Source organism: Gulosibacter sediminis, from assembly GCF_014904065.1.
GTDB classification, from domain to species: domain Bacteria; phylum Actinomycetota; class Actinomycetes; order Actinomycetales; family Microbacteriaceae; genus Gulosibacter; species Gulosibacter sediminis.
Genome location: NZ_JACXJG010000006.1, coordinates 49,709 through 70,016, shown reverse-complemented (window position 1 = coordinate 70,016; position 20,308 = coordinate 49,709). Strand labels below are relative to the sequence as shown.

The following is a 20,308-nucleotide window of genomic DNA, read 5'->3' as shown; positions in this document are numbered from 1 at the left end:
TTCAAATCCTGTCATCCCGACCATTTTCGCTGGAGCCGTCATTCGGGCAGAGTCCTTCTCCGTCAGAAGGGCGCCGGGTCTTCGACCGGCTCGAAGACCGGGCCGACGCGCGCCGGTTGGACGGTAATGGGGTCGCCGAACGGCGGGATCCATTCCATGTCGCCATTGCCCTTGTGCCGGCATCTCCACGGCTTCTGATGTTTCAGCGTGTGGTGGCGCACGCAGAGGTGTGCCATGTTGCCGACGCTGGTATTTCCTCCGGCGGCCCATGGGTGCGTGTGATCTAGTTCGCTTTGAGTCGCTGATCTGCGGCAGCCCGGGAAGATGCACGTTTGGTCGCGAGCTTGCAGGAACCTTCGCATCTCGGCGGTCGGTTTTCGTGTGTCGACGGTGAGTGNCGGTGATCGGGTCGGTGAGGAGCCGATGGAAGCAGGATGCCGTGCCCGCGAATTCGCGGGCCTCCGCCATGCTCATCGGGTTCATGCCGTTGATGGTGGCGACATCGCGCGGTGCGTCGGGGTTGCGCAGCGACATGACCGGGATGAGGATGCTCACGTTGGCGGTAATGCGGGCCGCGCCCTCGGTGTGGGACTCGAGGATGCTCTGCGGCGTCGCAGTGAGGATCGTCTCGATGAACAGGTCGGCCCGTATCTGGTCGAGCGTCCGGGGATCCTCGACGAACTCGGCGTCGGTCGGCGACAGGGCGGTGCCAGCCTTTGCAGCCTCGCGCATGCGCTGGCGGTACGCCTGCGCATCCTCGCGGTGCTCGTCTCGCAGCACGATCGCCTGTTTCGTGAGTAGGTCGTAGAGTGCGTGCGCCTCACCGGTTCGGACGGTCGCGGTGAGCACCGTCATGCCGAAGTCGAGGTCCTCGATTGTCACGCGGCGTTCGGCGTATTCACGCTCGCAGGTCTCCTCGAACTCCGCCGCGCCGAGTTCGGCGGCGAGCTTCTTCGCGAACGTGTCGGTTTGTCCGACCGTGGCGGTGCGTGCGAACTCGCGGACGCGCTGCGAGTAGTCAGCGCGACGGTCTTCGGGGACCTTGTTTGCGTGGCGCAGGAGCGCTCCGGCATGTTGCATCGTCACGTCGACGGCCTGCAGGGGCTCGCACCAATCGGCGAACTCGCTCGTCAACCGGTGCGCGTCATAGGCACGATTGACGAGTGCGATGTCGGACATGTTCGTTGGCACACCAAAGCTCGCGAGCACGGAACGAAGGTTGAGTCGCAGTTGGTCGTCGTAGTTCGCGACATAACTGCGCTCTTCGGTTTGCAAGTTCGTGCGTAATTCCGCGCCCTCATACGCCCGAGCAAGAATCAGGGTCATCGCGAACTCGCCGGCCTTCACTGCCTTGAACACGCCAACGAACGTGCCGGTCATGTCGCTGAACAGAACGTTCAGGCCATCGGCCTCAGGTTCGGGCGTAGTGCCGTCGAGTCGGTGTTGCTTCGCGCGGCGGGGCGGCTCGGAGGAGCCGTCGGCGGGTGTCGTCTNAAGGTGCGTCAATGGGGGAACTGCTATCGCAAGTATATACGCATACACCCAGAAATGAAAGCGAACAGATGTTCTAATCCGGTCGGCGCGGATGTTCGACGTCTCGACCAGCCGCGAGCCATCCCTAACTCAACTTCACTCTCGCACGACCCTCCGACATGCGCGGAAACCAGCCGACTAACCCCGCCTCCGCCGTCGCACAACCCACGGAACCAACACGACAACAACGCCGATCAGCGAGCCAATCACCGTCTCAATGAACCGGTCGTACACGAGCCCAGTCGCGTGCACCGACCCACCGCTCCCAACCGTCGCCAGCGCGATCGAAACGAGCGCCAGGGGAGTGACGAACACCTGCCCGAGCACGTATGAGCGCAACACGAACAGCTCGGTCAGCCCTTGCAGCAGCGCGATCACGAGAATCAGTGCCCACACCGGCAGTGCCAGCCAGAGAATCAGCGCGGTGCCAAACAAGCCAAGAAACGTGCCAATAATGCGGTGAAAACCGCGATTCACCGCATGTTTGGTCGTGTGGCCGGCGAGCGGCACGACCGCCGCCAACTGCGCCCAGTAGGTGTGGCCGATGTTCCACGGCTGGCTCAACGACAGCGAGACGCACCCGGCCGCGCCCGCGGCGACGAAGTTGAGCCCAGCATCCGTGAAATACGTACCATGCGGCCGACCAACGAACGTCGCCTCCCGTGGCCAGACGATCGGCTGGCGGAAGCGCCGTCCGAGCAACCGCGACGACACCCCCATCAACACGGCCCAGACGATCACCACCAGCGTTGCGAGCGCGGCCTCCCACAGCATCGGCTGCTGCGGCACGGCAACCACCGCGCCAAATGCGAACACGTTGAAGATCGCACCGCCGGGCCGCAGCTGCCAGTACTGCGCCACGAGCGCGCTCAGCGCGGCCATGACCGAGGTGCACAACACCGCAATCCAGGCCTCGCCCGGCACCCCGTCGAGCAGCCGCGCCATGATCGTCGCGGCGATCAGCGTCGCGAACATCAGCACGCCGGCCCGCAACTGCATGCGCAGCCGCGGCCCGTGCTCAAGATTGCGCCCATAGATGCCGGGAAACGCGGCGAACGACACGAACACGACGAGGTCGAGCCGGTCGGTCAGCAGCAACACCAACAGCGGCACGATCACGGTAATCGTGCAGCGAATCGCCACCTCGTGGTCTCGATTCGCCGGGCCAATGTGCAGCACCGAAGTAAACGGGTTCACCTCGGCCCACGCACTCTCGGGCTTCCGCTCGGGATCCTGGCCGGTGTTCGGTGACGTCATCTGCGTGGCTCCCTTCGGTTCGTGCGATCGGCGGCCTCGGGCACGCATCCTCGGGATGCGCCCAGCGGCAGCGGCACCGAGGCGAGCAAAGTGACGCGACCACCGTACTGGCAGCACAACACCGCGGAATCGGTGGCAGGCAGCACGGAGACTTAACGTCTTCATAACGATAGCCCCGCACGCGCGACTTGCTTGAAAGCGCAAGGATTCGACGCCCCTCGAGGCGCCCGACATCGCCGCGAAACCGGCCGATCCGCGCTTCCCGGCGCCTGTCGGAAACACCCAAGTCGGTAGTATTGCTTTGCTATTGAGCCGTAATTCGGGCGCCCCGCCGCCTAAATTGCGCCGCGGTGAGCACTGCGCTCCCGCGCCATTTGCGGTGAAACCCGCCGAGTTTGAGACCCGATGTCATTGCTCGGCGATGTGAGTCACCGCACTGATTCAAGTGGATGCCACGGAGCATCCCTCGTGTGCGATTTGCGTGCGCGGCGACGACTAACCCAAAAGGAGCGTTCGTGCCAGACACAGCCATCTCGGTTGAGCACCTGTACAAGGTGTTCGGCAAGCAGCCTAAGGAGGCTGTAGAGCGCCTAAAGCAGGGCGCCACTCGCGATGATCTCGCGCCTGCCTCAACGGCAGCCGTGATCGACGCGAGTTTTGATGTGAAACCGGGCGAGATCTTCGTCGTCATGGGGCTGTCGGGTTCCGGAAAGTCGACGCTTATCCGGATGCTCAACGGCCTCAATCCGACGACGTCCGGCTCGGTAAAGGTGCGCGGTCAGGAAATCGTCGGGGCGAATCCGGCGACGATCCGCAAGATCCGCCGTGAGCACATCTCGATGGTCTTCCAGCACTTCGCGCTCTTCCCGCACCGCACGGTGCTCGAAAACGTCGCTTTCGGCCTCGAGGTCCAGGAAGTGCCGAAGGACAAGCGCGAGGCACAGGCCCGCAAGGTGCTCGAGACCGTCGGCCTCGACCAGTGGGCTAACTCGTTCCCGAACGAGCTCTCTGGCGGTATGCAGCAGCGCGTCGGCATCGCCCGCGCCCTGTGTGCAGAGACCGAGATCCTGCTCATGGACGAGGCCTTCAGCGCGCTCGACCCGCTGATCCGTCGCGAAATGCAGGAGGAGCTCGTCGACCTGCAGCAGCAGCTCGGCAAGACCATCGTCTTCATCACCCACGACCTCAACGAGGCCATGTTCCTCGGCGACCGTATCGCCGTGATGCGCGCGGGTGAGATCGTGCAGATAGGTACCCCCGAGGAGATCCTCACAAGCCCGGCGAACGACTACGTCGAGCAGTTCGTGCAGGATGTCGACCGCTCGCGCGTGCTCACCGCCTCGGCGGTGATGCAGCCGGCCCTCGCGGTCGTGCCGCTGAGCGTCGGCGTCAACGGCGTCGCGAAGGTCATGCGCGACATGCAGGTGTCGGGCGTGTTCCTCGTCGAGCGCAACAAGCTCGTCGGTGGCGTCACCGAGGCGCAGATCGGCCGCGCGCGTCGCCGCGGGGATGTGCACCTCTCCGACATCGTCGACCGCGAGATTCCGCGCGTGAAGCCCGACGACATCCTGAGCGACCTGTTCGAGGCGTCGGTTGACACCTCGATGCCGTTGCCCGTCGTCGACGAGCGCGAGCGCATCCTCGGCATTGTGCCGCGCGTTGCGCTGCTGAGCTCGATGACGACGAACACCGGCACGCTCGACCTGCCGCAGAGTGCGGCCCTCACCGACCCGCAGCTGCCGGTCGTGCCCGACGGAGCAACCGCTGAGACCGCCGCGGAGGCGATTGCCACCGAAGCATCGACCACCGAGCCCGGAGAGGAGGCCACCCGATGAGCGAACCGTTCTGGCGCGCACCATTCGGCACGTGGATCGAAATCGCAGTTGACTGGATTGTCCAGGTCTTCGGCGGCTTCTTCGACGTCGTCCGAGTCGTACTTGAGTTCTTCTACGACGCACTCAACACGTTCTTTAACTGGCCCCCGTTCTGGGTGATGATCATCCTCATCGCGGCCTTCGCCTTCATGATGAAGGGTTGGAAACTCGCGGTCGGGTCGATCATCGGCCTGTTCTTCATCTACTTTGTCGACCAGTGGGGCAACGCGATGTCGACGCTGTCGCTCGTGCTCGTCGCGAGTGTGCTGGCGCTGATCATCGCGATCCCGGTCGGTATTTGGGCCGCGAAGTCCGCGAGAGCCTCCTCGGTCATCCGACCGGTGCTCGACTTCCTCCAGACCATGCCCGCCATGGTCTACCTGATCCCGGCGCTGATCCTCTTCGGCGTTGGCCCGGTTCCCGGCATTTTCGCGACCGTGCTGTTCGCGGTCGCACCGGGTGTGCGCATGACCGAGCTCGGTATTCGCGGCGTCGACAAGGAAATGGTTGAGGCTGGCTACGCGTTCGGCGCGACGCCTGGTCGCATCCTGCGCCAGGTGCAGCTGCCCCTCGCCATGCCGTCGATCATGGCCGGTGTGAACCAGGTCATCATGCTCTCGCTGTCGATGGTCGTCATCGCCGGTATGGTCGGCGCGGGTGGCCTCGGTCAGCAGGTCACCTCGTCGCTCGGTACTGCGGATGTGGCGCTCGGCTTCGAGGCCGGCATGTCGGTCGTGATCCTCGCGATGATCCTCGACCGCATCACCGGCTCGATCGGCAAGTCGCGCTTCAGCGGTCTGTGGGGCAAGANTCGTCGCCATCGCCGTCATCGTCGCGGTGGTCGTCGCCAACCTCATCCCGAGCCCCGCGGAGGGCTCCGGCCCCGACAACGGGGACGACGCCGAGGTCACCATTGGTGTCTTCACCGGTTGGCCCGAGGGTGAGGCCGTCAGCGAGCTGTGGAAGGCGATCCTCGAGGAGAAGGGCTACACCGTCAACCTCGAGTACGTCGACGCCGTCGCCGGGTACATCGGCCTCTCGCAGGGCCGCTACGACCTCCTGCTCGACACCTGGCTGCCGATCACGCACGCCCAGTACATCGAGGAATACGGCGACCAGATCACGCAGCTCGGCGCGTGGAACGACGAGGCCGTGCTCACCTTCGCGGTGAACGCGGATGCGCCGATCGATTCGATCGACGAGCTCGCCGACCACGCTGACGAGTTCGGCAACACCATTTACGGCATCGAGCCGGGTGCGGGCCTCACGGCAGCCACGAAGGACAACGTGATCCCGACCTACGGCCTCGAGGGCATGGAATACATCACCTCGTCGACGCCGGCGATGCTCGCCGAACTCGACTCGGCGATGTCGTCGGGCGAGAACATCGTCGTCACGCTGTGGCGCCCGCACTGGGCCTACGACGAGTACGACATCAAGGATCTCGAGGACCCGGAGGGCACCCTCGGCGAGACGGAGTCGATCTACAGCTTCAGCTCACAGGAGTTCGGGGACACCCACCCGAACGTGACGCAGTGGATCACCGACTTCAAGATGGACTCGGAGACGCTCTACTCGCTCGAGAACGCGATGTTTAACGAGTACGACGGCAACGACTACGGTCCGATCGTCGAAGAGTGGATCAGCGAGAACCAGGAGTACGTCGACGGCTTGACCGACTAATCCTGACCTCGACCAGGCGGATGCGGTGGTTGCGCGCGAGCGCGGCCACCGCATTCGCCTTTTCCGGCAGAAAAGGAAAATTCGGGCAGTTTCACCTGCGGCGCGTAGTATTAGACGCTGTTTGTGTGCCGCAACGTGACTCGACTTCGGGTTCGGCGCCATCACCATGCTCTGGCCGCTCGTTCGGCCTCCACCTATCCGCAGGAGAATTCGCACGTGAAGACCACGGTCGACAAGATCAACCCGACCCATGCCAAGCTCACGATCAACGTGACGCCGGAGGACTTCAAGCCTTACCTTGACGGGGCATACCGGGCCATCGCGAACCAGGTTCAGATTCCCGGCTTCCGCAAGGGCAAGGTGCCGAACCAGATCATCGACCAGCGCGTCGGACGCGAGGTCGTCGTCGACCAGGCGATCAACGATGGTCTCGACACCTTCTACCAGCGCGCGCTCAACGAGTCGGGTCTGCTGCCGCTCGGTCGCCCCGAGGCCGACGTCACCGAGACCCCCGACCTCAAGGACTTCTCGGGCGACCTCATCGTCACCGTTGAGGTCGACGTGCGCCCCGAGGTTGAGCTCGGCGAGTACAAGGGCCTCAAGATCGAGGTCGACGCCGCTGAGGTTACCGACGAGGACGTCGAGGCAGAGCTCACCACTCTGCGCGAGCGATTCGGCACCCTGAAGACCGTTGACCGCCCGATCGAGAACGGCGACTTCGCCATCATCGACCTCGTCGCGAAGATCGACGACGAGATCGTCGACGAGGCCACCGGCCTGTCGCACGAGGTTGGCTCGGGCGAGCTGCTCGAGGGCACCGACGAGGCGCTGCTCACCCTCACCGCCGGTGAGGACACCACCTTCAACTCGACCCTCCTCGGCGGCGACCACGCCGGCGAGACCGCCGAGATCTCGGTGACCGTGACTTCCGTCAAGGAGCGCGAGCTCCCCGAGGTGGACGACGACTTTGCTCAACTTGCGAGCGAGTTCGACACCGTCGACGAGCTGCGCGACGACCTGCGCGAGCAGGCCGCGAAGAAGAAGACCTTCGCCCAGGTCGAGCAAGCCCGCGCGAAGGCCATCGACGCGCTCATCGAGTCGACGGAGGTGCCTGTTCCCGAGCAGATGATCGAGGAAGAGGTGGCCCGCCACCTCGAGTCCGAGGGTCTCCAGCCCGACGACAAGCACGGCGAAGAGGTGCGCGAGTCGGCCCAGAAGTCGTTCCAGCAGCAGGTGATTCTCGACGAGATCATCAAGGCCGAGTCGGTCGAGGTTGAGCAGAACGAGTTCACCGAGTTCCTGTTCCAGCAGGCGTCGCAGTACGGCATGGCCCCGCAGCAGTACGTCGAGGTGCTTCAGCAGAACAACCAGATGCCGCAGATCATCGGCGAGGTTGCCCGCTCGAAGGCGATCCTCTACGTGCTCGAGGACGCCGAGGTCGTTGACACCGCCGGCAACGCGGTCGACATCTCGGAGTACACCGCCGTCGTGAAGCAGGCCCGCGAGAAGCAGGCCGAGGCTGAAACCGAAACCGAGGCTGACGCCGAGGTCGAAACCGTCGAGGCTGCTGACGAGAGCAAGTAGTTCGCACGCGTGCGCCGGGTCGGTCATTGTGACCGGCCCGGCGCCGTCGTTTCCGGCTGCGGATGCTCGTCCACGCCCACGGCGAACAGGTGCGAATCCTCAAGGTCCCCTCGGCTAGGTTTTCCAAGAGACCTACGAAGGAGAAGCATCCGTGGCTGAACTGCAAATGCCGAATAGTGTCTTCGACCGACTCCTGAAGGACCGCATCATCTGGTTGGGCGAAGACGTTCGAGACGACAACGCGAACGAAATTTGCGCAAAGATGCTGCTGCTTTCGGCGGAAGACCCGGAGCGCGACATCTACCTCTACATCAACTCGCCCGGTGGCTCGGTCACCGCGGGCATGGCGATCTACGACACCATGCAGCTCGTGCCGAATGACGTCGTCACGGTCGGCCTGGGTATGGCCGCGTCGATGGGTCAGCTGCTGCTGACCGCGGGTGCCGAGGGTAAGCGCTACATCACCCCGAACACCCGTGTGCTGCTGCACCAGCCGCTCGGCGGCTTCGGCGGCACCTCGTCAGACATCCAGCGCCAGGCGCAGCTGATTCTTGACATGAAGCAGCGCCTCGCCGAGATCACGGCGAAGCGCACCGGCAAGACCGTCGAACAGATCAACGAAGACGGTGACCGCGACCGCTGGTTCACCGCAGAAGAGGCCCTCGAGTACGGCTTCGTCGACCACATCTCCGAGACGGCCACCTCGGTCGTCGGCGGTGGCGGCACTGACCGTCGCATCTCGAGCGACCCGGGTGAAGCCTCGAAGCCGGGCGACGAGAACTAGGCGCGAAGGAAGAAGGACTACCAAAGTGTTCAATTACCCCGCATCCGGCGCAGCCGACAACATGCCGAGCTCGCGCTACATCCTGCCGAACTTCGAGGAGCGCACGGCCTACGGCTTCAAGCGCCAGGACCCGTACGCGAAGCTCTTCGAGGACCGCATCGTGTTCCTCGGCGTGCAGATCGACGACGCCTCGGCCGATGACGTCATGGCCCAGCTGCTCGTGCTCGAGTCGCAGGACCCTGACCGCGACATCACGATGTACATCAACTCGCCCGGTGGTTCGTTCACGGCCATGACCGCGATCTACGACACGATGCAGTACATCCGCCCCGAGGTGCAGACCGTCTGCCTCGGCCAGGCCGCCTCGGCCGCCGCCGTGCTGCTTGCCGCCGGCCAGCCGGGCAAGCGCCTCGCGCTGCCGAACGCGCGCGTGCTCATCCACCAGCCCGCCGTGAGCGGCCAGGGCCAGGGCCAGGCCTCCGACATCGAGATTCAGGCCAACGAGGTGCTGCGCATGCGCAAGTGGCTCGAAGAGGCGCTCTCGAAGCACTCGGGCAAAGACCAGGAGTCGATCTCGAGCGACATCGAGCGCGACAAGATCCTTTCGGCGCACGAGGCCCTCGAGTACGGTCTCATTGACCAGGTGCTGACGAGCCGCAAGGGCGCGCAGCCGGTCATCGTCGACTAGTTCGACACCGCGGCAACCGCACTCACGATCGTCTCACTGTCTCGGCGCTACCTCAGCGCCCGCGACAGTGGGGCGATCGTTGCTTTCAAGGTGGCCGCGCGAGGCACGCGGTCAGCGCGAGGGCGAGGCCACCCGGAGATGCTGAGCACCTGCGACGCCGGGCCGGCCGCGACCGCCGTCGCGCCGTGCCGCAGGTAGATCGCGGCGCCCCAGTTCGCGGCGGCCATGCGCGCTGATGATGCCGGCGCCACCGGCGCGACGAAGGCAATGACGGAGGAATCGAGCACCGTGGCGACGCCCGCGCCGAGGCAGGCGTCGAACGTCAGGCGGCCGGCACCCGGTGCCGAGTGCGCTAGTGCTAGGTGGCGGGAGCGGCGTCGACGAGTTCGAGGCCGATCTCAGTCGGTGCGGCGTGGTTGCGCTCGAGCGGTGTCCGCTCGCCGGCCTCGACCGCAAAGTCGAGGCGGTTCTCGGCGGGCGGCAGTGGGCAGGTCGCCAGGTCGGTGTAGGCGCAGGGCAGGTTGCTCGCGCGGTTGAAGTCGAGCTGGGTGTGGCCGTCGGCGTCGGGTGCGCCCACTGCGAGCGAGCGCAGCGCACCGTAGGTGGTCACGCCGCTCGTCGCATCCTTGAACAGCACGAGCAAGCCGTCGTCGCGGCCCGGGAACGCGAGCAGGCGGTGCGTCTCGCCATCGACGGTGAACTCGAGCTCTCCGGGGGAGTCGAAGACGTGCTGAATCGTATCGACGGCACCGTCCACCGTGACGGGCCGGGGCTCGTCGAATGGCAGGAAGGTCGCGTCGAGGCGCCATTGCGCGTCGGGCTCGAAGGCCGGGGTCTGGGTGTAGGTGTCGAGGAAGCTCGCGTCGTCGCGGCGTGGGCGGATGATGTCGAAGCCGCCACGCTTGGCGACCTCGATCCAGCCGCCATCGAAGCGCACGAGCACGCCGCGGCGCTCGGGAATCGGGGCGAACTCGTACTCACCGGTGATCCGCTCGCCGTCGAGGTCGAGCCACTCGCCCTCGGCGAGGGAGACCCGCACGACGTCGTCGATTGAGGTCCAGGCGCCGGGCGCATCCGACGCCGAGATGGGGTCCTCGCCGAGCCAGAGCAGGCTCGTGATTGCGAGGAAGCCCTTCGGGTCGCGCAGGTGCTGCTCGCGGCTCGCGCGCCACTCGCGCCAGTCGTTCGCGAAGGCCGTCTCGTCGCTCGGTGCCGTCGGCGTGGTCTGCGTCATCGTCGTGCTCCTGCCTCGTCGGCCGCGGGTGGGTGTGCAGCGGCCGGAACTAGGGCCAGTATGCGCCGGGCGGCCGCCGGAATTCGCACCCGGCGAGCGCCCGACGTCACGATGCGTCACGCTCGGTAACACGTGCGGGCGCCACTCCGCTTCGCGCGATGGCGACGCAGTCGGCGGCCAAGAGCTCTGTCAACCAGGCGTACTGGGGCTCGTTCCCGAGCGACTTCGTCGACTTCCCGAATTAGACGGGGCAGCTCTCGTATTGGCTTACGTCGGGCGGTCACCGTGGCCCGTACCACCGGCACCGGACAGGGTGGAACATCGCAGGGAACGAGCATCCAAAGCAGCATGCTGCTCGGCATCGCTGGCTTGCAGTGGGCGGGCACCGCGATCTTGGGCGCAGGCTCGGCCTCGACCCATCCACGTACGTCCAGGTGCTTCGGCGCAGTTTGCTCGCGGTAGGCGAACGTAACCTGGCGTGCGTCGCTCTCGGCATTGTCGGGTGGTCGCGTTAGGCTGGGTCGCACCGCGTTGGGAGGAACTCATGGCACGAATCGGTGAGAGCAGCGACCTGCTCAAGTGTTCGTTCTGCGGAAAAAGCCAGAAGCAGGTCAAGCAGCTCATTGCTGGCCCTGGCGTCTATATCTGCGACGAATGCGTTGAACTGTGCAACGAGATCATCCGCGAGCGGATGAGCGAAGAAGTTGGCGAGGAGGTCTCGGAGCTCGAGCTGCCGAAGCCGCGCGACATCTTCGAGTTCCTGCAGCAGTACGTCGTTGGTCAGGAAGCCGCGAAGCGCGCCTTGTCGGTGGCGGTCTACAACCACTACAAGCGCATCCGTTCGCGCAGCGAGATCGCTGCGGTCGACGAGCAGCAGTCCGACGAGCACGTCGAGATCGCGAAGTCGAACATTTTGCTCATCGGCCCCACGGGCACCGGTAAGACCTATCTGGCGCAGTCGCTCGCGCGCCGCCTCAACGTGCCGTTCGCGGTCGCCGACGCGACCTCGCTGACCGAGGCCGGCTACGTGGGCGAGGACGTCGAGAACATCCTGCTCAAGCTGCTGCAGGCGGCCGACTACGACGTGAAGCGTGCCGAGACCGGCATCGTCTACATCGACGAGATCGACAAGATTGCACGCAAAGCCGAGAATCCTTCGATCACGCGCGACGTTTCGGGCGAGGGCGTGCAGCAGGCCCTGCTCAAGATTCTCGAGGGCACGACCGCCTCGGTGCCACCGCAGGGAGGCCGCAAGCACCCGCAGCAAGAGTTCATCGAGCTCGACACCACGAACGTGCTGTTCATCTGTGCCGGCGCGTTCGCTGGGCTTGAAGACATCATCTCGTCGCGCGCTGGTAAGAAGGGCATCGGCTTCGGCTCGCCCCTGCACACGCCGCACATCACCGAGGACGTCTTCTCTGACGTGCAACCGGAAGATCTCCACAAGTTCGGGCTCATCCCCGAGTTCATCGGCCGACTCCCGGTGCTCACGACCGTCGAACCGCTCGACGAGGACGCGCTCGTGCGCATCCTCACCGAGCCCCGCAACGCGCTCGTGCGCCAGTACAAGCGCATGTTCGAGATCGACGACGTCGAGCTTGAGTTCACCGAAGAGGCGCTGAGCGAGATCGCGACGCTCGCGGTCGAGCGTAAGACCGGCGCGCGCGGCCTGCGCGCGATCCTCGAAGAGGTGCTCGGGCCGATCATGTTCGATATTCCTTCGCGTGAAGACGTCGGCGCTGTCGAGATCGCGGCCGATGTCGTGCGCAAGAACGCGGCGCCGACCATCGTGCCGAAGCCGCCAAAGGCCGTTCCGAACGAGAAGTCGGCGTAGCCGGCACGACGCGGGGCGCGCGCAGCGACAGAGCGGCCAGGTAGAATTTGTCGCACCTGTTCGGCAATCCGCCTGGAGCTCCACTCATGCCGCTTCGCCAGCGTTCCGTAGCCACCGCCCTGCTGGGGGCGGCGGCGCTGTGTGCCGTGGGCCCGCTGCTCGTTGGCTGCACCGAGACAGGCGGCACCTCGAGTAGCTCGGCGTCGCCGTCGGCTCAGACGCGCGACGAGCCGAACACCGAGCCGCCGATGAACACGAGCGAGTTTGGTGGTGAGGCCGCGCCCGCGCCAACCGACGGCTCCGAGGTAGTCGTGCCGACGCAGTCGGCCGACGACGGACCGCGCGCATCCGAACTCACCACTCTCGAGGTGGGCGACGAAGACTACAGCGACCTCGATTGGCGTGTCTCCTGCTCTGGCCTCGACGCGAACCCGACGATCATCGCGTCGGCAACCGACGGCGACCTGCACCTCACGCTGGTGTTGCTCGGTTCGTCGCCCACCTCGCTGAGTTCGCTCATGCTGTCGTCGGGCGAAGCCGGCGGCAGCTCGCACACGAACACCGGCCTCACGGTGAACCCCGGCGCAGGTGAGGGCAGTGGCTCGCTCGACGTCGAATCATCGACGCTGTCGTCGACCGGGCGTGGTCTCGAGTTCGGCCCCGACGCCGCCGGCACGAATGCCGATACGATCTATTCGTTTTCGGTAACCTGCGCATCGGCATAGCTGCCGACGCCGATGGTTGGCGGTCGCCTCCGCCCACAGGCCGACGACACAAGAACGACGAGTCGGTAACTTGGCTTTCGTGGCAATCACTGCCACGAGTTACCCCCTGAAAGGACGTCATCGTGCCTCGGAACGACCGACTTCTGCAAAGTTTGTTTGCTGCCGCGATGATCCCGATGGCCGTTCTCGGCCTCACGGCCTGCGCGCCTTCCAGTTCTCCCGAAGCGGGCGACAACGATTCGTCGAGCAGTAATGAGGCGGGCTCGACGCGCCCCGCCCCACCGTTTTCCTGGGGTGAGGATTCGGCCACGACCGAACCGGAGGGCACCCCGTCGCCCATCGAACCGCCGCCCACGTTGGACGGTCCCGACGCAACTCAGGACGCCCCGGAGGCCACGACCGACACTGGCGGCTCGGGCAACTCCGGTGGTTCGGGCGGTTCGAGCAGCGGCAACGTCGTCAAGTACGGCGACGTCGACCTCTCTGACAAGGACTGGGACGTCTCGTGCACCGACGACTACGCCAATGGCTACGTCTTTGATGGGCAGGATGGCGACGACTACCACAGCGTCTCGGTCTCGCTCAACGCCGACGGCTCGGTCGATTACGTCATGATCGACTCCGACACCAACTACTCGCTCTACTACTCGGACGGTGTCACCGGTTACCCGGAGCTTGCCGCCACCGCGAGCTACACTCCGGGCGTTGAAATGCAGGCGAGCGGAACCGGTACGGTCGACTACGAGTTCACGGAGTACGAGGACTTCGAGATCACGCTCGTGTGTGACTCGTCGTTCTAACCAACAAGTAACCTGAAGAGATTCCTAGGAGAGGTGCACGCAATGCGAGCGAACCTGCGACACGCGAGCGGTGCCATCGCCGCGCTGGCCGCGATGACGCTGCTCGTCGGCTGCTCGACCTCGAACACCGATTCGCCCGAGGCCGACGCGAACCGACCGGAGTCGGACGGCAGCAACATGCCCTTCAATCTGACGGCAAGCGGCGGCGGCAGCACGACGCCCGACACCGGGCCCACCGAGACCACCGGCAGCGACTCGGGCTCGAGTAGCGACTCTGGCTCGGGCAGCGATTCGGGCAGTTCGGGTGGCTCTGGCGGTGGCGACGGCACCTCGGTCGTGAAGTACGGCGACGTCGACCTGTCGGACTCGAACTGGACGGTCACGTGCATGGATGACTACCTCATGGCGAGCGACATCGAGGGCGATGACTACTCCGCCGACTACAACAGCGTCAGCGTTTCGCTCGACAGCGACGGCAATGTCGATTACGTCATGGTGATGCCGGTGGAAGGTCCCTCGCTCTATTACTCGAGCGATCTGTCTGAGAGCGACCCGCCCAAGGTGTCATTCGAGGGCATGGACTTTGAGGTGAGCGGCGAGGCGTTCCTCGACTACGACACCTCGAACCTCGCGCAGTTCGAGATCAAGCTCACCTGCGACTCGAAGCTCTAGTCGACACAACGAGGTACTTGGGAGGGCCAGTGACTTCACGAACGCGACGCGCGCTGACGTCCGTCGGCGCGATTTCGGCGGCCCTCATGGCACTGATGGCGTGCTCGCAGCCTGGTGGCAGCGATCCCGAGCCCGAACGCCCGGAGTCCGACGGAAGTAACCTCCCGTTTGCGCTGCCCGGTAATGACGAGCCCGACCCGACGCCGACGCCGACGACCGAGCCCGATCCGACGCCGAGCAGCACCTCGGGCGGCGGAAGTGGCGATAGCGACGGCGCTGACAGCATCAAGCTTGACGGCGAAGACGTGACGGGAACCTCGTGGCAGGTCACCTGCTCGCCCGACGCGACCGGCACCTACCGCGTTACCGCGTCGAACGACGACGGCGGGTACATCTTCGTGCTCGTCGATGGCGAGGGGAAGTTCGAGCGCTTCGAGTACGCGCCTGACGACGGTACCTCGACAGTGCGGTACTGGTACTGGGTCAACGAGCACGAGGGTGAATCGACTGCCCTCGAAACGTCGGGGCCCGACTTCAAGGATGGCAAGGTGACGATCACCGGCCAGACGTACGAGTACGACGATTTCGACTACGCCACGCCCGTCAGCTACGACGTCACGCTCACCTGCGACACCACGGACTAGCGAAGACGGGGGTACGGCATGCGAGGCAAGCTTGGCAATGGGGTAGGCACGGTCGCGGCGGTCAGTGCGGTCATGCTGTTGACCGCCGGCTGCGCGCCACAGAGCAGCGCGAAGGCCGACATCGACCCTGCCGACGGCAACTGGTACCAGGTCGGTGTCGACTTCACCTCGGCGTGGGGCGAGGTTGTGACCTGGGACGGTGGGCCCGACCTGAGCGGGATGGACTGGGATGTCGACTGCCAGCCGAACGAGTACTACGCGGTCTACGCCTACGGCAACGTGAACTCAGCTGAGGAACCATACATTGCCATTCGTATCGACACCGACGGCACGGTTCAGCAGCTGCAGGCCACCCCGAGCAGTACGTCGTACGACAATTTCCTCTGGTATTCGTCAGCCGAGAAGTCGAACATGCCCTCGAATGTCGACCCGGGGAAGGTCGTGTTCGAAGGCAATGGCGTGCGTGTCTCGGGTCAGGCCTTCCAGTACTCCGACTTCGACTACGCGACTCCGCTTAACTACGAGATCCGATTGACCTGCGACTCGCAGGGCTAGCAGTCAGCAGAACTGCAATGCGAGACGACAGGCAACGCTGAAGGAACGCCGCAGCGGCGTCCGCACGCCTGCTCATCACGACCGGATGCGCGACCTCGAGCAACGCGGGCGGCACGGGCGCCGATATCGACCCAGCAGTTGCGAACGAGCCGTACGTCGGCATTCCCGTTGGGGCAAGCGTTCCAGCACCTCGACTACGACCACGAGACCGCGATCGATGTTGCGCTTCCGCTCACCCGCGATGTCTGGGACTAGACGTCCTCACCCTCGAGCAGCGCCCGGCGACGCAGCAGCGGTGCGATGCTCGGCTCCTCGCCGAGGAAGTCACGCACCATCGTGAGTTCGTCGCGCGAACCACCCGGTTGCAAAACGGCCTCGCGGAAACGGCGACCGGTGGCCGCCAGGTCGTCGGAGCGTTCGAACACGTCGACCGAGGCCGCGTCGAACACCTCCGACCAGAGGTAGCCGTAGTACGAGGCCGCGTAGCCGCCGCCGAAGATGTGCTGGAAGTATGTGATCGAGTATCGAGGGGGTACCGCGGTGAAGTCGAGCCCCGCGTCGGCGAGCACGCGCTGCTCGAACTCGGCCAGGTCGCTGACATTCGCGGCCTCGTCGGGCGAGAGCTGGTGGAGCGCCTGGTCGAGGGTGCTCGCGGCCACGTTCTCGGCGGTGAGGAAACCCTGGTTGAAGGTCGCGGCGGCCCGAAGCTTGGCCGCGACCGCTTCCGGCAGCGCCTCGCCCGTCTCGTAATGCTGGGCGTACCCGGGCAGGATCTCGGGGTGGAGCAGCCACGACTCATTGACCTGGCTCGGGAACTCGACGAAGTCGCGCTTCACCTCGGTGCCCGACTGCGCCGGGTATACCGTGTGGGCGAGCAGCCCGTGCAGCGCGTGGCCGAACTCGTGGAAGAGCGTTTCGACCTCGTCGAAGGTGAGCAGCGTCGGCGCACCCGCCGGCGGCTTCGTGACGTTGAGGATGTTGAACACGACGGTCTTGTGCCCGAACAGCTCGTTCTGCTGCAGGTAGGTCGACATCCAGGCGCCGCCGCGCTTCACGTCGCGGGCGTAGAGATCGACGATGTAGAGCCCGAGGCCGCTGCCATCTTCGTCGAACACCTCGAAGACGCGCGCGTCGGGGTGGTGCGCCACGAGGTCCTCGCGTTCACTGAACGTGATGCCGTAGAGCAGGTTGGCGGCCCGGAACACCCCCTGCTCGAGCACCCGACCGGCCTCGAAGTACGGGCGCAGGGCGGTCTCGTCAACGTCAAAGTCGCGCTCGCGCACCTGTTCGGCGTAGAACGCCCAGTCCCACGGCTCGATCGGGGTGTCGCCAGCGAGTTCCTGGAGCTTCGCCTGCTCGCGCTCGACGCTCGGGGCTACAGCGCGTCCGAGACGCGCGAGGCGCTCGTTCACCGCATCCTTCGACCCTGCGGTCGAGTCGGCGAGCCGGAGGTCGGCGTAGGTGTCGAAGCCGAGCAGGGGCGCCTTCTCGGCCCGTAGCTGCAGCAGCTCGCGCACAATCGCCGAGTTATTGTTGCCGTTGTCGCGCGCACCTCGGCTGCGCGAGGCACGGTAGATGCGCTCGCGCAGGGCCCGGTTGGTGAGCTTCGCGAGCCAAGCGTGCCCGACCGGCAGCGTCAACGTGATGCGGTACTTGCCCTCGAGCCCGGCCGCGGTCGCGGCCTCGAGCGCCGAGGCCTTGTCGGCCGGGTCGAGGCCGTCGAGCTCGGACTCGTCGTCGACGACGACCGCGAGCTCGTTCGTGTCGGCGAGCAGCTGTCGCACGAACTGCGACTGCAGGCGGGCCTCGCGCTGGTTGAGCTCCGCGAGACGCTCCTTGTCGGCATCGCCGAGGGTGGCGCCGGCGAGGCGGAATCGCAGCTCGTAGTCCTCGACCAGCTTGAGCTGGTCGTCGCGCAGCCCAAGCGCGTCGCGCTGCTCGTAGATTGACCGCACGCGCTCGGAGAGCGCGCTGTTCAGGTGAATTCGGTCTTCGTGTGCGGCGAACTTGGGGGCGTACTCCTCTTCGAGCGCCTCGATCTCGGGTGTGGCGTCGGACGACGCGAGGGCGAACAGCACCGAACCCACGCGCCAGAGTAGTTGGCCCGAAGCCTCGAGCGCCTCGAGCGTGTTCGCGAAGGTGGCGGGCTCGGGGTTGCTCGCGATGGCGTCGATCGCGGCCTCGCGGTCGCGGAAACCCTGCTCGATTGCCGGAGCGAAGTGCTCGGGCAAAATGCGCTCAAAGTCGGGAAGTTCGTAGGGGAGCGGGGAAGGGGCGGCGAACGGATTCTCGGACGACAGCGCAGCAGTCATGCGCCTCACCCTACGTGTCGCCGTCTGGGTTAACCGAGCCAGTCGTCGTCGTCGAGGTCGAGCTCGGTCTCGCCGGCCGCGAGTGTGGCGGCGGTGCCATCCTCGCGTTCGAGCACGCGGAGCCCGGATGTGTGGGTCGCGATCGCGCGCCCCTCGAGCCAGGTGAGGGTCCAGTCGCCGGCGAAGTCGCCGTCCGCCTCGAGCTTCGAGCAGGCCTCGGCCACGGGGGCCGGGATGCTGCTCGGCGCGGGCGAACCGACCGACCAGCGGGTGCCGATCTGCATGCTGCCTCCGATTCGGCGACGAAAACGAACGTGCTCGGGTGACAACTTGGCCTGCGTCGCAGAAGTCATCAGTGAGTTGTACATGAGGATAGGCGAAGCGGGTGATGGTGTCTGGACGGTGTTCCTCTTAGATTGAATTTGTGCCGCGCTCTGCGTGGCACTCCCGGTATTTCTTGCCGGGACCCTGGGGAGGGAATCGCCGGGTGGTGGTGTTCAGGGGGAACGCCGCCACCCGGTTCACTCATTTCCTGCGCCGACCGGGTGGTGCGCCGTTACGGGTTCGCGGAGAGGTACGTGTCGGACTCGTAGAGGTCGAATGCGAGCGTGCCGGTGAGGTTCTGGACAGTTCCGTTGACCGTGATCGTGCGGCCGTCGGCGGTGACCGTGGCCGAATAGTTGATCGTTGCGACGACGGTGACGGCGTCCTGGCTGTTATAGCGGTGGCTCGTGTGGGTGTCGCTGAGTTCGGGGAGCCCCTGATCGGCCCACGACGAGCCGGGCGTCTCGAGCGTCTGCGAGGTGCCGTCGCCGTAGTCATACGTGGTCGAGACGGGCGTGAAGGTGACAGTGACCTGGTGCCCGAGCACGGTCGCGCCGACCGAGTGGGTGGATGCGGTGGTCCAGAAGTTCACCGGCTGGCCGAGGATCGCCCAGCCATTCGGCTCCATGAAGAGCTGTGCCTGCGACGGGGCGACGTTCGCGAGATCGGTGACCTGGATGACGTCGGGCAGCGGCGCCGGGCCCGATGTGTTGGTGTCGACCGGGGCAGGGTCGCCGAAGTCGAGGCCGTCCAGGCAACGCTCCTCGGCGGTGCCGTTCACGCACGGACCGTCCGGCACGTATGACGTGCCACCACCCGAGCCACCAGAGCCGCCACCACCGGAGCCGCCTCCCGACCCGCCCGAGCCCCCGCCGCCCTGTGAATAGTCGATCGAAACATCCACCGACGCCCCGTCGGAACTACATTGCATGTCCCAACTGGTTGCATTCGCGCAGTCATTTGCCATCGCACCGGCTGGCGTCAGCAGAGTCGCGGCCCAGACTGTGACGACCGATAGTAGTGCTACGCGCAGAATGAGTCGTTGTCCCAATGCGCAGCCTTGTCGATTAGGAACGAATCACCGCTCCGGACTAAGTAGACTTCTTTGGCTTCGAACGCAGACGCGCGATCACCGCCGACGGGCTGTCCAGCGCTGTCGGTCAAGCTCGACTCGGAAAAGTCGAGGCACGCATAAAAGTGGATGCTGTCGTCGTCAAGTGACTGCAATTCGGCAGCTCGTACCTTGATGGTTCCAGCGGCGGTGTAATCATCTTGGCTGGCCGACTCCTCGAGCCCGACGACGTACTCAGCCATGTTGTCTGTGACCAGATTCTTCATTTCATCGATCGACTCGCCGCCGCTGTCGAACACCGCACCCTCAACCGAAAGAAACTCCTCGTAGGTCGCAACCGCGATGTCGAGGGCCTCCGACTCGGTGAGCTCGGTAGGCGCGGGCGTCGGGTCAGCCCCCGAGGTTGTTGCCGAGGCGGAGCCGGTCGGGGCCGCGTCGCCGCTGCCGGCGCATCCGCTCAGCGCGAGCAGCGCTGCGGCCGCGACCAACGCGATGGCGTGCCGGCCTTCGCTGCGTGAACCTGGTGTGCGCATCCGCCCTCCTCAAAATGAAGCAACCCGCTGAGGGTACGAAACTTTGGCAATCGCGTATCCGACTTATCCACAGGCGCGCGATCGTCGCGCGGCGGGCGAAACACCGGATAGGCTAGGGCCATGGAAATGTTCTTCGAGATTCTCTTCCTGGGTCTGCTCAGCGCTGCGGTTATCGGCATCCTGGGCGTCAGCGTCGTCGT

The 20,308-nt window shown here is 65.3% G+C and carries 19 protein-coding genes; 12 read left to right on the top strand and 7 right to left on the bottom strand.

Annotated features, from left to right (window positions below; translation table 11 throughout):
- Positions 1 to 1,671: 1,671 nt before the first annotated feature.
- Positions 1,672 to 2,790: an FUSC family protein gene (locus tag ID132_RS03715; RefSeq protein ID WP_193127876.1), complete on the bottom strand. Its 1,119-nt coding sequence runs from the start codon at positions 2,788 to 2,790 to the stop codon at positions 1,672 to 1,674.
- A 515-nt stretch (positions 2,791 to 3,305) separates the two neighbouring features.
- Between ID132_RS03715 and ID132_RS03710 the strand changes: the two genes are divergently transcribed.
- The 6 genes from ID132_RS03710 (at position 3,306) to ID132_RS03690 (ending at position 9,403) form a co-directional block, all read left to right on the top strand.
- Complete coding sequence (locus ID132_RS03710) at positions 3,306 to 4,625, top strand: quaternary amine ABC transporter ATP-binding protein (RefSeq protein ID WP_193127875.1); 1,320 nt, start codon at positions 3,306 to 3,308, stop codon at positions 4,623 to 4,625.
- Positions 4,622 to 5,608, top strand: coding sequence for an ABC transporter permease (locus tag ID132_RS13525; RefSeq protein ID WP_235988278.1), 987 nt, complete (start codon positions 4,622 to 4,624; stop codon positions 5,606 to 5,608). The genes ID132_RS03710 and ID132_RS13525 overlap by 4 nt, the downstream gene beginning before the upstream one ends.
- Positions 5,502 to 6,347, top strand: coding sequence for a glycine betaine ABC transporter substrate-binding protein (locus ID132_RS13520; protein ID WP_328743616.1), 846 nt, complete (start codon positions 5,502 to 5,504; stop codon positions 6,345 to 6,347). The genes ID132_RS13525 and ID132_RS13520 overlap by 107 nt, the downstream gene beginning before the upstream one ends.
- Positions 6,348 to 6,563: 216 nt before the next feature.
- Entirely contained in the window at positions 6,564 to 7,931 is a 1,368-nt protein-coding gene (tig, locus tag ID132_RS03700) for a trigger factor (RefSeq protein ID WP_193127874.1), read from the top strand.
- A gap of 166 nt (positions 7,932 to 8,097) precedes the next feature.
- On the top strand, positions 8,098 to 8,715 hold the full coding sequence (locus ID132_RS03695) for an ATP-dependent Clp protease proteolytic subunit (protein WP_125107407.1): 618 nt from the start codon (positions 8,098 to 8,100) through the stop codon (positions 8,713 to 8,715).
- 61 nt (positions 8,716 to 8,776) lie between these two features.
- The gene (locus ID132_RS03690; RefSeq protein ID WP_193127904.1) at positions 8,777 to 9,403 is read left to right on the top strand and encodes an ATP-dependent Clp protease proteolytic subunit; all 627 of its coding nucleotides are present in this window, start codon (positions 8,777 to 8,779) and stop codon (positions 9,401 to 9,403) included.
- A gap of 47 nt (positions 9,404 to 9,450) precedes the next feature.
- Here the strand turns inward: ID132_RS03690 and ID132_RS03685 are convergent, their stop codons facing one another.
- Positions 9,451 to 9,690, bottom strand: coding sequence for a hypothetical protein (locus ID132_RS03685; protein ID WP_193127873.1), 240 nt, complete (start codon positions 9,688 to 9,690; stop codon positions 9,451 to 9,453).
- Between the two features lie 71 nt (positions 9,691 to 9,761).
- The gene (locus ID132_RS03680; protein WP_193127872.1) at positions 9,762 to 10,637 is read right to left on the bottom strand and encodes a DUF1684 domain-containing protein; all 876 of its coding nucleotides are present in this window, start codon (positions 10,635 to 10,637) and stop codon (positions 9,762 to 9,764) included.
- A gap of 544 nt (positions 10,638 to 11,181) precedes the next feature.
- On the opposite strand from ID132_RS03680, the gene clpX reads away from it, so the two are divergent.
- The 6 genes from clpX to ID132_RS03650 all read left to right on the top strand — a co-directional run bounded on the left by clpX (position 11,182) and on the right by ID132_RS03650 (position 15,867).
- Positions 11,182 to 12,471: an ATP-dependent Clp protease ATP-binding subunit ClpX gene (clpX, locus tag ID132_RS03675; RefSeq protein WP_193127871.1), complete on the top strand. Its 1,290-nt coding sequence runs from the start codon at positions 11,182 to 11,184 to the stop codon at positions 12,469 to 12,471.
- An 86-nt stretch (positions 12,472 to 12,557) separates the two neighbouring features.
- Positions 12,558 to 13,196, top strand: coding sequence for a hypothetical protein (locus ID132_RS03670; RefSeq protein ID WP_125106459.1), 639 nt, complete (start codon positions 12,558 to 12,560; stop codon positions 13,194 to 13,196).
- 356 nt (positions 13,197 to 13,552) lie between these two features.
- On the top strand, positions 13,553 to 13,996 hold the full coding sequence (locus tag ID132_RS03665; RefSeq protein WP_193127870.1) for a hypothetical protein: 444 nt from the start codon (positions 13,553 to 13,555) through the stop codon (positions 13,994 to 13,996).
- A 42-nt stretch (positions 13,997 to 14,038) separates the two neighbouring features.
- The gene (locus tag ID132_RS03660) at positions 14,039 to 14,668 is read left to right on the top strand and encodes a hypothetical protein (protein WP_125106457.1); all 630 of its coding nucleotides are present in this window, start codon (positions 14,039 to 14,041) and stop codon (positions 14,666 to 14,668) included.
- Between the two features lie 29 nt (positions 14,669 to 14,697).
- On the top strand, positions 14,698 to 15,312 hold the full coding sequence (locus ID132_RS03655; protein ID WP_193127869.1) for a hypothetical protein: 615 nt from the start codon (positions 14,698 to 14,700) through the stop codon (positions 15,310 to 15,312).
- A 72-nt stretch (positions 15,313 to 15,384) separates the two neighbouring features.
- Positions 15,385 to 15,867 (top strand): hypothetical protein, encoded by a 483-nt coding sequence (locus tag ID132_RS03650; protein WP_193127868.1) that lies wholly within the window; start codon positions 15,385 to 15,387, stop codon positions 15,865 to 15,867.
- A 251-nt stretch (positions 15,868 to 16,118) separates the two neighbouring features.
- On the opposite strand, the gene ID132_RS03645 is transcribed toward ID132_RS03650, so the two are convergent.
- From ID132_RS03645 to ID132_RS03630, 4 genes are all read right to left on the bottom strand, one after another.
- On the bottom strand, positions 16,119 to 18,179 hold the full coding sequence (locus ID132_RS03645) for a M3 family metallopeptidase (protein WP_193127867.1): 2,061 nt from the start codon (positions 18,177 to 18,179) through the stop codon (positions 16,119 to 16,121).
- Positions 18,180 to 18,208: 29 nt separating this feature from the next.
- Entirely contained in the window at positions 18,209 to 18,463 is a 255-nt protein-coding gene (locus tag ID132_RS03640; RefSeq protein WP_125106453.1) for a hypothetical protein, read from the bottom strand.
- Between the two features lie 272 nt (positions 18,464 to 18,735).
- Positions 18,736 to 19,434 carry a hypothetical protein gene (locus ID132_RS03635; protein WP_211198243.1) on the bottom strand — a complete coding sequence of 233 codons (699 nt, stop codon included), beginning with the start codon at positions 19,432 to 19,434 and terminating at the stop codon, positions 18,736 to 18,738.
- A 92-nt stretch (positions 19,435 to 19,526) separates the two neighbouring features.
- Positions 19,527 to 20,108 (bottom strand): hypothetical protein, encoded by a 582-nt coding sequence (locus tag ID132_RS03630; RefSeq protein ID WP_125106451.1) that lies wholly within the window; start codon positions 20,106 to 20,108, stop codon positions 19,527 to 19,529.
- Between the last annotated feature and the right edge of the window lie 200 nt (positions 20,109 to 20,308).

Coding starts and splice junctions, on each gene's coding strand:
- ID132_RS03670 (WP_125106459.1), top strand. CDS start 12,558: ATGCCGCTTCGCCAGCGTTCCGTAGCCACCGCCCTGCTGGGGGCGGCG.
- ID132_RS03640 (WP_125106453.1), bottom strand. CDS start 18,463: ATGCAGATCGGCACCCGCTGGTCGGTCGGTTCGCCCGCGCCGAGCAGC.
- ID132_RS03635 (WP_211198243.1), bottom strand. CDS start 19,434: ATGCAATGTAGTTCCGACGGGGCGTCGGTGGATGTTTCGATCGACTAT.
- ID132_RS03695 (WP_125107407.1), top strand. CDS start 8,098: ATGCCGAATAGTGTCTTCGACCGACTCCTGAAGGACCGCATCATCTGG.
- ID132_RS03690 (WP_193127904.1), top strand. CDS start 8,777: ATGCCGAGCTCGCGCTACATCCTGCCGAACTTCGAGGAGCGCACGGCC.
- ID132_RS03630 (WP_125106451.1), bottom strand. CDS start 20,108: ATGCGCACACCAGGTTCACGCAGCGAAGGCCGGCACGCCATCGCGTTG.
- ID132_RS03660 (WP_125106457.1), top strand. CDS start 14,039: ATGCGAGCGAACCTGCGACACGCGAGCGGTGCCATCGCCGCGCTGGCC.
- ID132_RS03645 (WP_193127867.1), bottom strand. CDS start 18,179: ATGACTGCTGCGCTGTCGTCCGAGAATCCGTTCGCCGCCCCTTCCCCG.
- ID132_RS03715 (WP_193127876.1), bottom strand. CDS start 2,790: ATGACGTCACCGAACACCGGCCAGGATCCCGAGCGGAAGCCCGAGAGT.
- ID132_RS03680 (WP_193127872.1), bottom strand. CDS start 10,637: ATGACGCAGACCACGCCGACGGCACCGAGCGACGAGACGGCCTTCGCG.
- ID132_RS03650 (WP_193127868.1), top strand. CDS start 15,385: ATGCTGTTGACCGCCGGCTGCGCGCCACAGAGCAGCGCGAAGGCCGAC.
- clpX (WP_193127871.1), top strand. CDS start 11,182: ATGGCACGAATCGGTGAGAGCAGCGACCTGCTCAAGTGTTCGTTCTGC.